This is a genomic window from Gordonia jinghuaiqii (assembly GCF_014041935.1).
Lineage (GTDB): Bacteria > Actinomycetota > Actinomycetes > Mycobacteriales > Mycobacteriaceae > Gordonia > Gordonia jinghuaiqii.
In genome coordinates this window covers 561,753-574,907 of the sequence record NZ_CP059491.1, presented here as the reverse complement: position 1 = coordinate 574,907, position 13,155 = coordinate 561,753, and the positions used below count along the sequence as shown (strand labels likewise).

Annotated in this window: 13 protein-coding genes; 8 read left to right on the top strand and 5 right to left on the bottom strand. The window is 67.5% G+C overall.

Features of this window, described 5'->3' with window-relative positions:
- The first annotated feature begins 7 nt into the window (after positions 1-7).
- On the top strand, positions 8-1,303 hold the full coding sequence (locus tag H1R19_RS02495) for a polysaccharide biosynthesis protein (RefSeq protein WP_219850480.1): 1,296 nt from the start codon (positions 8-10) through the stop codon (positions 1,301-1,303).
- 95 nt (positions 1,304-1,398) lie between these two features.
- Here H1R19_RS02495 and H1R19_RS02490 read toward each other — a convergent pair whose 3' ends face one another.
- A complete protein-coding gene (locus tag H1R19_RS02490) occupies positions 1,399-2,241 on the bottom strand; it encodes a glycosyltransferase family 2 protein (protein WP_219850479.1) in 843 nt (280 codons plus the stop codon).
- A gap of 91 nt (positions 2,242-2,332) precedes the next feature.
- Here H1R19_RS02490 and H1R19_RS02485 point away from each other — a divergent pair, with 91 nt between their 5' ends.
- The 5 genes from H1R19_RS02485 (at position 2,333) to H1R19_RS02465 (ending at position 5,885) form a co-directional block, all read left to right on the top strand.
- A complete protein-coding gene (locus H1R19_RS02485) occupies positions 2,333-3,034 on the top strand; it encodes a glycosyltransferase family 2 protein (protein ID WP_219850478.1) in 702 nt (233 codons plus the stop codon).
- A 7-nt stretch (positions 3,035-3,041) separates the two neighbouring features.
- A complete protein-coding gene (locus H1R19_RS02480) occupies positions 3,042-3,407 on the top strand; it encodes a DUF2304 domain-containing protein (RefSeq protein WP_219850477.1) in 366 nt (121 codons plus the stop codon).
- A gap of 93 nt (positions 3,408-3,500) precedes the next feature.
- The gene (locus H1R19_RS02475; RefSeq protein ID WP_219850476.1) at positions 3,501-4,043 is read left to right on the top strand and encodes an EXLDI protein; all 543 of its coding nucleotides are present in this window, start codon (positions 3,501-3,503) and stop codon (positions 4,041-4,043) included.
- Between the two features lie 100 nt (positions 4,044-4,143).
- Positions 4,144-5,082, top strand: a complete 939-nt coding sequence (locus H1R19_RS02470) for an ATP-binding cassette domain-containing protein (protein ID WP_219850475.1) — start codon at positions 4,144-4,146, stop codon at positions 5,080-5,082.
- An 8-nt stretch (positions 5,083-5,090) separates the two neighbouring features.
- A complete protein-coding gene (locus H1R19_RS02465) occupies positions 5,091-5,885 on the top strand; it encodes an ABC transporter permease (RefSeq protein ID WP_188331070.1) in 795 nt (264 codons plus the stop codon).
- Between the two features lie 118 nt (positions 5,886-6,003).
- Here the strand turns inward: H1R19_RS02465 and H1R19_RS02460 are convergent, their stop codons facing one another.
- Both H1R19_RS02460 and rfbA read right to left on the bottom strand, forming a co-directional pair.
- Positions 6,004-6,633, bottom strand: a complete 630-nt coding sequence (locus H1R19_RS02460) for a dTDP-4-dehydrorhamnose 3,5-epimerase family protein (protein ID WP_219850474.1) — start codon at positions 6,631-6,633, stop codon at positions 6,004-6,006.
- A gap of 37 nt (positions 6,634-6,670) precedes the next feature.
- Entirely contained in the window at positions 6,671-7,546 is an 876-nt protein-coding gene (rfbA, locus tag H1R19_RS02455) for a glucose-1-phosphate thymidylyltransferase RfbA (protein WP_188331068.1), read from the bottom strand.
- Positions 7,547-7,688: 142 nt separating this feature from the next.
- Here rfbA and rfbB point away from each other — a divergent pair, with 142 nt between their 5' ends.
- The gene (gene rfbB / locus H1R19_RS02450) at positions 7,689-8,693 is read left to right on the top strand and encodes a dTDP-glucose 4,6-dehydratase (protein WP_219850473.1); all 1,005 of its coding nucleotides are present in this window, start codon (positions 7,689-7,691) and stop codon (positions 8,691-8,693) included.
- A gap of 226 nt (positions 8,694-8,919) precedes the next feature.
- Complete coding sequence (galE, locus tag H1R19_RS02445) at positions 8,920-9,939, top strand: UDP-glucose 4-epimerase GalE (protein ID WP_219850472.1); 1,020 nt, start codon at positions 8,920-8,922, stop codon at positions 9,937-9,939.
- A gap of 78 nt (positions 9,940-10,017) precedes the next feature.
- On the opposite strand, the gene H1R19_RS02440 is transcribed toward galE, so the two are convergent.
- Positions 10,018-10,854, bottom strand: a complete 837-nt coding sequence (locus H1R19_RS02440; RefSeq protein WP_219850471.1) for an MBL fold metallo-hydrolase — start codon at positions 10,852-10,854, stop codon at positions 10,018-10,020.
- Positions 10,855-10,952: 98 nt separating this feature from the next.
- On the bottom strand, positions 10,953-13,121 hold the full coding sequence (locus H1R19_RS02435) for a DUF6541 family protein (RefSeq protein WP_219850470.1): 2,169 nt from the start codon (positions 13,119-13,121) through the stop codon (positions 10,953-10,955).
- Positions 13,122-13,155: the final 34 nt, after the last annotated feature.

Here is a 13,155-nt window from a genome sequence, read left to right as displayed (position 1 = left end):
CGGTTCGATGGCCACCGGCGCGACACCGGAGAGGCCGGACGCGGTTCGGCCCGGCGAGGCCAACGACCTCGATGCGGGTTCGCTCGGGCGCGTCACCGTCGCAACCGTCGTCGCCGCGGCGTCGGGGTATGTGGTGTTGCTGTTGGCCGCACGACATCTCGGCGCCCTCGGCTACGGCGTCTTCGCTGTCTTCTGGGCAGCGTACGGACTGGTCACCGGCGCGCAGAACGGCCAGCTGCAGGAGACGACGCGGACCGTGCGCGCGGCGGCGTCCGATGGGGTCGCGCGGTCGCGGCCACTCGTCGTCAACGTATGGATCGGAGTCGGACTCGCCGCGGTCGTGGCGGTGACGTCCCCGCTGTGGAGCGGTCACGTCTTCACCGACGAACGCGCGCTGTCGGTCGTGTTGCTGGCGATCGGTGTCGCGAGCTTCGCCGTCTACGCGCACCTGTGCGGTGCCCTGTCGGGGACGCTGAACTGGTCGTCGTTCGCGATGCTGCTGTCGGTCGACGCGGTGATCCGGCTGGTGGGAGCCGTGATCGCGGTGGCCGCGGGATGGGGTACCACCGCCTTCCTGATCATCACCGTCGCAGGTTCGGCGTCGTGGTGTGTGCTGCTGCTGACGTCGTCCGCCGCCCGACGCGCGGTCGGCGTCGGCGGCGACGTCCCCCGGCGTCGACTCACCACCAACACCTTGACCGCGATGGCCGCGGCCGCCGCGAGCGCGGTCCTGGTCATGGGGTTTCCGGTGCTGATCAACCTGACCACCTCCCTGCGGGGAACCCCGGACGCCGACGAGGCGCGGGTCATCGGTGCGCTGATCCTTGCCGTCACGCTCACGCGCGCACCGTTGCTGGTGCCGCTGAACAGCTTTCAGGGTGTGTTGATCTCCCGGTTCGTCGACCGTCGGGACCACCGGGTCGTATCACTCGCCGCACCACTCGGGATCGTCGGGGTCATCGGCGGCATCGGGGTACTCGGCGCGTGGCTGCTGGGCCCGTGGTTGCTGCGCGCGGTCTTCGGCGCCGACTTCGATCTCGCCGGCGGCGTGGTCGCCATGCTGATGGTCGGGGCGACGTGCCTGGCGCTGCTGACCGTGACGGGCGCCGCCGCCGTCGCCGCGGGCGCGCACCGCTGGTATGCGGCGGGCTGGTGGGTGGCGACGCTCGTGGCGGTGGCGATGATGCTGCTGCCACTCGACGTCGAGACCCGCACCTGTCTGGCACTCGTCGTCGGACCGCTCGTGGGACTCGGCGTGCACGTCGTCGGCATACTGCGAGCCGGCCCGGTCGAAGCCCTCTGAAACCACCCTCCAGAGGACGACCGACGACATGTCGGTCGGAACCGTTCTGGAGGGTGGTCTTCGGGGGGTTGATCTCGGGGGTGGATTGCGGTGGCTCAGCCCCGCAGCCGCCCCAGGCCTGCCCCGACGCGGGCCTGCAGGTGATTCAGTCTCGACGTCGCATGGAGTCGCGCCGCGCGCTCGGCCTTGCGCCAGCCGCGGGCGGCGCATCGTTCCGCCTCCCCGGCGAAGAACCGGTTCTCCTCGGCGAACCGCCGACCGTCGACCGCCTGCACCGAACTCACCGAGGCGCGGTGCCTGCGGTAGGAGAAGACCACCTCGGGGTCGAAGACCAGGGAGCCGCCCTCGCCGGCCAGGTCGACGAGGAGCGCCAGGTCCAGCACGATTTCCAGCCCCGGCCGGAACCCGACCTCCCGCACTGCCTCCGTCCGCCACAGCAGCGACGGGAAGTACGTCCAGTTCCCGCGGTAGAGGCTCGTCGCGAGCCGCTCCCCCGACAGCACGGTCGCGCGATTCGGCGCGAGGACCGACTTCATCCGGTCCCCCAGCGGGCGGACCGGCTGCCCGTTCTCGTCGATCACCTCGACACCGGGAGCGATGACCGACGCGTCGGGATGATGTCCCGCCAGCGTCCGCACCGTCGCGAGATAGTCCGGGTGCATGATGTCATCGCACCCCATCACCACGAACCAGTCGGCGGTGACGAGTTCGACGCAGCGCCGGAAGTTGCCGTTGACACCCAGGTTCGCGTCGTTGCGCAGGTAGTGGATGCGCGCGTCGCGCAGCGAGGTCAGCCATTCACGCGGCTCGGGATCGGGATAGCAGTCGTCGACCACCACCAGGCGCAGCTCGGGGTCGCTCTGCTCGATGACGCTGGTCACGGCCTGCTTGAACTGTGCGACATCGCCGTAGAAGGGCATCATCACGTCGATCGGCACCCGACAAGACTAGCCGGGCCGGGGAGGTCCGGTCGGCGTCAGGAGTGCCGGGCGACGAGGCGCGCCGCTCACCGGGTTAGGGTTGTTCACCATGGCCGACCCCATCACCAATGCCGACGTGTGGCTGGTGGTACCCGTCTTCAACGAGGGTCAGGTGATCCGCGAGGTCGCGGCCAAGGCACGCGAGACCTTCCCCAACATCGTCTGCGTCGACGACGGCAGCTCCGACGACTCCGCCGACGAGATCCGCGCCGCCGGAGTGCACCTGGTGCGTCATCCGGTGAACCTCGGCCAGGGTGCGGCGATCCAGACCGGCGTCGAATATGCCCGCAAGCAGCCGGGCGCCCGGTTCTTCGTCACCTTCGACGCCGACGGACAGCATCAGGTCGACGATGTGTCGGCGATGATCGCCCGGCTACGGACCGAACCGGTCGACATCATCGTCGGGACGCGCTTCGCCGACGGCCGCAGCGAATCGGTGCCGCTGCTGCGCCGGATGGCGTTGCGCACCATCGTGTTTCTCAGCCCGCGGACCCGTCGACTCGGATTGTCCGACGCGCACAACGGACTTCGCGCCTTCAACAAGACCGTCGCCGACGATCTCGACCTGCTGATGAGCGGCATGAGTCACGCGTCGGAGTTCATCGCGCTGATCGATCACCACGATTGGCGCGTCGCCGAACAACCCGTCACCATCCTCTACACCGAATACTCGCGCGCCAAGGGACAATCGCTCATCAACGGGGTCAACATCGTCGCCGACGGGCTCTTCCACACCCGGATGAGGAAGTGAGGACACGGTGATCTGGTTCCAGGTTCTCGCGATCATCGGCCTGGTCGCCCTCGTCGGCTTCTTCGTCGTGAATCGCGGTACGGCCCGCTCGTCGGCGGGCGTCAAACTGTTGTTCGTCGCGTTCGTCGGCTTCGGCCTCTACGCGATGCTGCGCCAGGACGACGTCACGTGGGTGGCCAACAAGATCGGCATCCAGCGCGGCCTCGACCTCGTCCTGTTCCTGCTGGTCATCGCGTTCGCGTTCACCACGGTGTCGACGTATCTCCGGTTCCGCGATCTCGAGGTCAAGTACGCGCGCCTCGCGCGGGCAGTCGCGTTGCAGAACGCAGAGGACCAGAACCGGCCCGGGCGCGACGACACGACCCACAGCTGACCTCGACCGACCCATTCGAGGTGGCCTCCAGAATCCGGACGTGAACTGCACGCAGCCATTGCGTCTACGTATACGTCTACTTATAGTGGGTTCATGCCCAACAAGACCATCTACGTCTCCGACGACGACGTCGCAGTCCTCGAGCGCGCCCAGCAGGTGTCGGGCGGCAACCTCTCCGGCGCCGTCGTCGAGGCACTGCGCGCCTACGTCCGCGCCGCCGATTACCGCGACGCGGGGTACGACGAGGTCGTGCTCCGGGACGGACCCGACGGCGTGCGGCGCAAACGGTTCTTCGGGCGCCTCCTCGCCGAGGAGACCGCGTACGACGAGAACACCGGCAACGCCACCAAACTCGCCGCATACGAGGGCCGCACCGGCAAGATCGTGCTGTCCGTCCACTTCGTCGACTGGGCCAACTACGGGGTGACGCACCGGCAGAAGACCGGCCACTGGCTCAAGGACCTGACCGGAATCCCCAGCGTCCGAAGTCTTTTCAGCTCCGAACTCCCCGACTGGGGCGACTACACCGTCGAGATCGTCGATGACATCGACGATCTCCGGAAGTTGGTGCCGCAGCGGTTCTTCGAACGTGCTGCCGCCGCACTGGCACCCGACGTCGAAGACCTCGACGTGTAAGCCACCCGAGAGACCCATTCCGACGACGTCCGCAAGACGTTCGTCTACCGAAACATGCATATATGCGCATACATTGATGCACTCTCCGAAAGGAAACCCCATGATCCGACCACCCGTCATCAGCGCGTCCGGGCTGATGAAATCGTTCGGCGACACCACTGTCCTCGACGGCATCGACATCTCCGTGCCCGCGGGCAGCGTGTTCGCGCTGCTCGGCCCCAACGGGTCCGGCAAGACCACGACGGTCAAGATTCTGTCGACGCTCGCCCAACCCGACGCCGGCGAGGTACGGATCGCCGGGCTCGACCCCGGATCCGACCGCGACGCGATCTGCGCCCAGATCGGCCTGACCGGTCAGTTCGCCGCCGTCGACACCCTGATGACCGGTCGCGAGAACCTCGCGATGGTGGCCCGCCTCCGGCATCTGCCCAGGCAGCAGGCACGCGAGCGGGTCGAGCGGCTGCTCGCCGACTTCGACCTCGTCGACGCCGCCGACCGCCGGGCCGGCGAGTACTCCGGCGGCATGACCCGGCGTCTCGACCTGGCGATGACACTCATCGGCGAACCGTCGATCATCTTCCTCGACGAACCGACAACCGGGCTCGACCCGCGGTCGCGGCGGGCGGTGTGGGACACCGTGCGCGAACTCGTCAGAGGCGGCACGACGATCTTCCTCACCACCCAGTACCTCGAGGAGGCCGACCATCTCGCCGATCGGATCGCCGTTCTCGACCGCGGACGAATCGTCGCACAGGGCACCGCAACCGAGCTCAAACGGCTCGTTCCCGGTGGTCACATCAGGATCGCTTTCGCCGACGCGGACGACCGTCAACGGGCACGGCGCGTGTTCCCGTCGTCGGTCGACAGCCAGGAGGAGAACACCATCGCGGTCCCCGGCGCGGCCGGCATCAACGCCATCCGTGAGGTTCTCGCGACTCTCGACGACGCCGGAATCGAGGCGACCGGCATCTCTGTGCACACCCCCGACCTCGACGACGTGTTCCTCGCCATCACCGGCCGCTCGGCCGCCACCCACTAGGAGACCCGATGTCCACCACTCTCGCCCACACGCTGTCCGATTCGTCGGTCATGGTGCGCCGCAATCTCATCAGGCTGCGGCGCTACCCCACCATGATGTTCTCCACCATCGCGATGCCGGTGGTCATCCTGTTGATGATGACCTTCTTCTTCGGTGGCGCGATCGAGAGCGCCCTCGCCGCCGGCGGCCCGCTCGACGGCAAGTACATCAACTACCTGCTGCCGGGCCTGCTCCTCTTCGTGCCGTCCTTCCTCACCGTCGCGGTGGCGGTGGCGGTGAACCAGGATGTCACCGAGGGGATCGTCAATCGCCTACGGTCGCTGGCGACCCCACCGACGGCCATCCTGGCCGGCCACTTCGTCGGCGCGTTGATCCAGGGGGCTGTCGCCGTGCTCGTCCTGCTCGGTGCGGCCTTCGCGCTCGGCTTCCGTTCGGACGCGGGCGGTCTCGACTGGCTGCTGGCCGGCGGGCTGCTCCTGCTGCTGACGGCCGGTCTGGTCTGGATCGCCGTGGCCATGGGAGTGGTCGCACCGAACCCGGAGAGCGCCAGCAACATGCCGCTGCCCCTGCTGTTCCTGCCCTACCTCGGCAGCGGGCTCGTGCCGACGGACAGCATGCCCGACGGCGTCCGGCAGTTCGCCGAGTATCAGCCGTTCAGTCCGATAGCCGACACACTGCGCGGCCTGCTCATGGGGCTCGACATCAGCGGTCGCTGGCCGTGGGCCGTGGGCTGGTGCGTCGTGTTCCTCGTCGTCGGCTACCTCTGGGCCGTCACCGCGTTCCGCCGATCCACCACCGGCTGACCCTGGTTGCGGCTCACCCCTGAACTGCTCGGTCGCGAACTCCCCAGTCACGAACTCCCCAGTCACGAACTCCCCGGTCACGAACTCCCCGGTCACGAACTTCCCGGGCACGAACTCCTCAGTCGCGCTGCGGGTCTGCGAGTGAGCGCAGATACGCGGTCACCTCGTCGTGGCGCGGGAGCAGCCCCGACGCCGCGGCTTCGTGCAATCCTGGTGCGGCAGTGTCCTTCTCGGAGAGCTCGAACTCCAGCGTCGAACCGTCCCGTCCGACGGTCGGCCACTCGATGCCGAGGTCGGGGTCGAGCGGGTTGATACCGTGCTCGGCACCCGGGTTGTAGCCGGTGGAGCACAAGTAGGTGACCGTCGAATTGTCCGCCAACGAGCAGAACGCGTGGCCGAGCCCTTCGGACAAGTACACCGCGCGACGGTCCACGTCGTCGAGGACGACGGTGTCGTAGGTGCCGAAAGTCGGTGAGCCCACCCGGATGTCGACGATGACGTCGAGGATGGCACCTGACGGGCAGGTCACGTACTTGGCCTGCCCCGGGGGCACGTCGGCGAAATGCACGCCGCGCAGCACGCCGGCCGCCGAGACCGACAGGTTGACCTGCGCGAGGTCGAAGCGGTGACCGATCACCTCGGCGAGAAGATCGGCCTTGAACGCCTCGGTGAACAGCCCGCGCGCATCGCCGTGCAGTACCGGGGTGAACTCCCAGGCACCGTCGATGGTGAGGGGTCGAACCTTCATGAGAGAGCCTTTCGCGCCGGGAGTCGGGTCTTGCGCATCAGAACCCCTTGCCGCGCTCGAGGAGCCCGAGCAGATAGTCACCGTATCCGGATTTGCGCAGTTTCTCGGCGCGGGCACGGACTTCGTCGTCGTCGAGGAATCCTCGCCGCCAGGCGATCTCTTCGGGGACGGCGATCTTGAGGCCTTGGCGTTGTTCGACGGTGCGGACGAAGTTGCCTGCGTCGAGGAGGCTGTCGAAGGTCCCGGTGTCGAGCCAGGCGGTGCCGCGGGGCAGCACGGTGACCGACAGTTTGCCGCGTTCGAGATAGTGGGCGTTGATGTCGGTGATCTCGTATTCGCCTCGGGCGCTGGGCTTCAGAGTGCGGGCGATCTCGACGACATCGTTGTCGTAGAAGTACAGACCGGGTACCGCGAAGTTCGACTTCGGTTGCGCGGGCTTCTCTTCCAGCGAGATCGCGGTGCCGTGGGCGTCGAAGTCGACGACGCCGTAGGCCTCCGGGTTGGCGACCCAGTAGGCGAACACCGCGCCGCCGTCCACGTTCTCGAACCCCTGCAGCCGGCTGCCCAGGCCGGGACCGTAGAAGATGTTGTCGCCCAGCACCAGCGCCACCGATTCGTCGCCGATGTGGTCGGCGCCGAGGGTGAAGGCCTGTGCCAGGCCGTCGGGTGAGGGCTGGGTCTTGTAGGTGAGGTTGATGCCGAACTGGTCGCCGCTGCCGAGCAGCCCCTGGAAGGCCGGGGCATCGTGCGGGGTGGTGATGACGAGGATGTCGCGGATGCCGGCGAGCATGAGCGTCGAGAGCGGGTAGTAGATCATCGGCTTGTCGTAGACGGGCACCAGCTGTTTGCTGACCCCCTGCGTGATCGGGTGCAGGCGCGTGCCCGTGCCACCGGCCAGAATGATCCCTCGCATGCCGCCCAGACTAGTGCCCGGGGCCCGGTGACACGCGTCCGGCCGATCCGGCCACCGGTGGTGGGGCACGCGCACGCCCGGCGCCGATATGCCTCTCGTCGGTAGAGTGATCTCCGACCACGGCCCTGACGGAAGGTTCGACGTGCGTGTTCTCGTGACCGGTGGTGCCGGTTTCATCGGCGCCAACTTCGTGCTGCGCACCCTGGCCACCCGCCCCGACGTGTCGATCCGCGTGCTGGACAAACTCACCTACGCCGCCAACCCCGAGACCCTGGCCCCGGTCGCCGACCAGATCGAACTGATCGAAGGCGACATCGCCGATGCCGCCCTGACCGAACGCCTCGTCTCCGACTCGGACCTGGTGGTCCACTTCGCCGCCGAATCCCACAACGACAACTCCCTGGCCGACCCGTCGGCGTTTGTCCACACCAACCTCGTGGGCACTTACACCCTGCTCGAAGCCGTACGCGCCCACCGGGTGCGCTACCACCACATCAGCACCGACGAGGTCTACGGCGACCTCGACCTCGACGACCCCGCCCGCTTCACCGAGGCCACCCCCTACAACCCGTCGAGCCCCTACTCCTCGACCAAAGCAGGCAGCGACCTCCTCGTCCGCGCCTGGGTGCGCTCGTTCGGCGTCGCGGCCACCCTGTCGAACTGCTCCAACAACTACGGCCCGTACCAGCACATCGAGAAGTTCATCCCCCGCCAGATCACCAACGTCCTCTCCGGTGTGCGCCCCAAGCTCTACGGCGACGGCCGCAACGTGCGCGACTGGATTCACGTCGACGACCACAACGACGCCGTCTGGACCATCATCGACAAGGGCCGGATCGGCGAGACCTATCTGATCGGCGCCGACGGCGAGGTCGACAACCGCACGGTCGTCGAAACCATCCTCGAACTCCTCGGCCAGCCCGCCGACGCCTTCGACTTCGTCACCGACCGCCCCGGCCACGACCGCCGCTACGCCATCGACTCCACCCGCCTGCGCACCGAACTCGGCTGGACCCCCGCCTACGTCGACTTCCGCGCAGGCCTGGCCGCCACCATCGACTGGTACCGCGACAACCCCGCCTGGTGGCAACCCGCCAAAACCGCCGTCGAAGAGAAATACGCCGCCACCGAACGCGTCACCGGCTGACCTCGATACGGACCTCGGGTGGCCCCTCGGCCCTACTCGGCCGGCATGACGGACGTCTCCCGCTGATAACCCCGGGTCCTACTCGGCCGGCCGTGGTGACACCCCTTCGCTGGTTGAGTAGGCGAGGAGCCTGCGACGAGCCGTATCGAAACCAGGACCAGCGCCGACGAAACAGACCCATCCCCTCGTTTGGCGTTCTCCCAGCTCCGCCGCCTACGGTGTTCACATGCGCGTACTCGTGAGCGGCGGCGCGGGCTATATCGGCTCGCACACCGTCATCCAACTGGTCTCGGCCGGACATGACGTCGTCATCGTCGACGATTTCAGCAATGCCAAGCCGACCGTCGTCGGCCGGCTGGAGGCTCTGACCGGGAGGTCCATCCCCGTCCACGCCTTCGATCTCGCCGATGTCGACAAGACCGAGCACTTCTTCGCCCACGAGGACGTCGACGCGGTGATCCACTTCGCCGGCTACAAGGCGGTCGGCGAGTCGGTGGCCAAGCCGCTGGACTATTACCAGAACAACCTGGGCACCACCTTCGCGCTCTTGCGTGCGATGGAACGCCACGATGTCCACACGCTGGTGTTCTCCTCGTCGGCGACGGTCTACGGCGCCGAGCCGCGGCTCCCGATGACCGAGGACCTCCCGACGTCGGCGACCAACCCCTATGGCTGGACCAAGGTGATGATCGAGCAGGTGCTGCGCGATGTCGCGGCCAGCTCCGACGCCTGGCGCATCGCCGCGCTGCGCTACTTCAACCCGGTCGGTGCGCACCCGAGCGGGCAGATCGGTGAGGACCCGTCCGGCATCCCCAACAACCTGATGCCGTTCGTGGCGCAGGTCGCGGTGGGTCGGCGCGAGAAGTTGTCGGTGTTCGGTGACGACTACGACACCCCCGACGGCACCGGCGTGCGCGACTACATCCACGTCGACGACCTCGCCGCCGGACACGTCGCCGCTCTCGCCCGGATCAGTACCGGCGACACCGGTATGTCGACCTGGAATCTCGGTACGGGTCAGGGCGTTTCGGTCCTCGAGGTGGTGCACGCCTTCGAGAAGGCAAGCGGACAGCCGATTCCGTACGAGGTCGCTCCGCGCCGCGCAGGTGACATCGCCGCCTCCTACGCCGACCCGACCCGCGCCAACGCCGACCTGAACTGGCACGCCACCAAGACCATCGACGACATGTGCGCCGACACCTGGCGCTGGCAGTCGGGAAATCCGACGGGCTATCCGGACGCCTGACCGCTGGACGTCAACTCGACTGCCGGACTTCGATCGAGGTCTGGTGGTCGGATCGACGTCCAGCGGTGACGTGGCGGGTCACCGGGGCGAGTGCGGATCGTCGGGATCGACGATCTCGTCGGTGACCCATCCGATGTAGCGCTGCGCCGACGACTCCACCACCGCACGGGCATCTTTCTCGACGACAACCCCGAAAGCGTCGTAGAGACGGTCGAATCGGAGATCGGTGACGCGGTCGACGATCTGCCGAACGAGCCTCGGAGACAGCGGGATCATGTTCGGGTAGCTGCGCATGAACGTCACCATGCCCGGCTGCAGAACGCCTTTGATGGTGTCTCCGGTCAACAGCGCTCCCCGCCCGTCAGCGGCGTTCGGCAGGTGCAGTACCCCGCTCCCGGGGAAATGCCCGCCGCACTGGACGATCCGCACACCGTCGAGGACCTCCGCACTCCCGGACCAGAATTCGAGCACCGGGTCGGGGCGGGTCACCCATCGGCGATCGAGATCGTTGTAGAACACCGGAACCCGCCCGAAGCGGTGGCTGAGTGAAATGCTCGCACCGACGAGATGCGGGTGGCTCGCGGCGATGGCCGCGACACCGCCGTTGCGCTCCAACCAGTCGACGAGCGACGGCCCGATGAAACCCGGCGGCTCCCACAGAATGTTCCCGGCGGGCCTGGTGACGACGAAGCCCTGCTGCCCGATGCCCACCGATGGTCTCAGCGACAGCCTCGTCAGGCCGGGTTCGGCCTCCGTCGCGGTGAGGGTGTTGTCAGCGTTGCCGTCCAGGCGGGTCCAACTCGGGCCGCTGACCGGAACCCACTGGCGGTCGTCGTCGCAGATCGGGCAACGGTCAGGCGGGGATGCGCTCGCGGGAAACTCGTTTCCGCAGAACACACAGATCCAAGGCTGCATGAATCAAACGCTAGCCTGACTGCCACTCCCTGCGATCGTGTTGCGTTTTCACCCGCAAACCGGGTCAAAACGCAACGCGATTCACATCGCTGCGCTCGTCAGGAAGGGGCGGGAACCGGCTCGGCGGGCGGGTACACCAGGTCGTTGACCCGGTAGATCACCGCATCACCTCGGCGGAAGACCTCGGTCAGGCCGGGCGCACCGTTCTCACGGAGCGACAGGAACGGGTCGCCCTGATGGCCGCGCTCCGGGTCGGGCCTGCCGCGCTGGAACTCCCAGTAACTGGGCGGGGAGTCGATGACGTAGTGCACGTTCATGTCTCGGACGATCTGATCGATCGCCGGGTTGGCGCCGATCTCGGCGACACCCCAGAACAGGTCGCGCTGGCGCTCGGAGAACTCGTTGGCCCGATAGAACGGGAACATCGGGGTGACGCCGGTGACCGGGTACAGCCACCCGGTTCCCTGGTCGAGGTTGTTGAGTACGAGCACATTCTGGGCGTCGGGTTGGGAGGCCAGCCACTCGTAGGCCGCCAGATCGTCGGGCCCGACGTACTTGCCGCCCCGCTCCTTGGACGCGATCTGGGCGTCGGGCGGGTAGCGCACGACCCCGGCACCGGCGATCAGCGCGAGCAGCACCACGTACGTCGCCGCAGCCAGCCACCGCCGGCGCGTCGTCGACGAGGTACCACCGGCCGTGTTGTCGGCGTCTGCTTCCGGGAGGTCTGCTTCCGGGAGGTCTGTTTCCGGGGCATCTGATTTCTGGACGTCTGCTCCGCCGGCGCCCGACGACCCCATTCGACGCCCGATCAGCCCGATGAGGGCGAGCGCCGCCACGCCGATCGCGACTCCCGCGGCTGCCGCCGAGACGATCGCGACGACGAAAGTGAGGCGGTGCGGAGAATTGTAGAAGTATCCGCCTATCGCGCCGAGGGGATAGGACAGCGGACCGAGAGAGACCATCGCGTTCGCGGTGACCAGTGCGAACACGACCCAGGTCGCGAGCCCCGCCCAGCATCGCAGCCACACGAGGACACCGAGCCCGAGGATGGTGACGATGATCAGCGGCCAGATCGGGAAATGGTTGAGCTCCAACGGGATCGTTCCGTTGAACGCACCCCTGGCGAGGCCGTCGAGGACTCCGATCGTGTCCTCACGGAAGTCGAAGAACGGCAGTTCGTTGGTGTCGGCCACCCGGATGGTCCCCAGGACGACCGGCGCGACGAGTACAAGTGTGACGACGGCGGCAACGGAAAGGGTCGCGAGATCGGCAAGTCGGCCGGCCACCGGGCGCCACAATCCCTCGCACAGCCACCACAGTGCGACGATGAGACCGACCACGATCAGGCCCGACGGGTGCGTGGCCGTCACCCCGGCCACCGCGAGAGCCGCGGGCAGCACTCGCGATCGATCGCGCAGGACGCTCAGCACCAGCACCGCGGCCACCGGAGCCAGGCTCACTCCGACGGCGTTGGGCACCGAGGTCAGCTGCACCTCGACATAGGGCAGCGACGGGAACAGCGCGCTGACCGCACCGGCGGTACCGGCGATCAGGGCAGACGCATCGACGTCGTAGCGATGCCGGGCAAACCAATAGGCCAGCGCCGCGACACCCAGCGGGACCGTGACTGCCAGCACCGCAGGTGAATACGTGTTGTACAGCTCCACCGGGGTGGCACCGGTCAGGGGAAACAGCAAGGCGCCGAGCGCATGCCAAGTGTTCGGGTAGTAGTTGAAACCGTGGGTGTCGTAGTTCATCAGCTCGCCCATGCGCATCGCCGAGCCGATCCCCGTCTCGTGAATCCAGCGCAGGGAGCTGGCGTGCCACAACGAATCCCACACCTGCGAGATGTTGCCCAGCCCGGCGAACGCGGTGTTGGCGACCGGACGGATGCACGTGATCGCGATGATCAGACCACCGAGCCCGAGGCCCGCCGCCACCCGCAGCATCGCGGTGAACCCGACGCGCGGTTGCCCGGAATCCGCGGGCACCGGCGCAAGGCGTCGACCGATCCCGGTGCGCAGCAGCGCCGAGTAGATCCAGGCACCACCGAAGACGAAGAGCAGGCCCACCAGAGCCGACACGGCGTTCCACTGGAAGCCGACGGCGGAGTAGAGCACGGTCAGGATCGACACCAGGGCGAAGGTGATGGGCGGCCCCGACGCCAGCGCGACCGGCCACGGCAGATTCATGCGGCGACCGACGACAGCCCCGGGCAAGATCAGCATCAGTGCGGTCACGACGACGACCCACGCCCCAAGCATCATCGCCCGCGCCTTTCCACACTCGCCTGCTGCACTC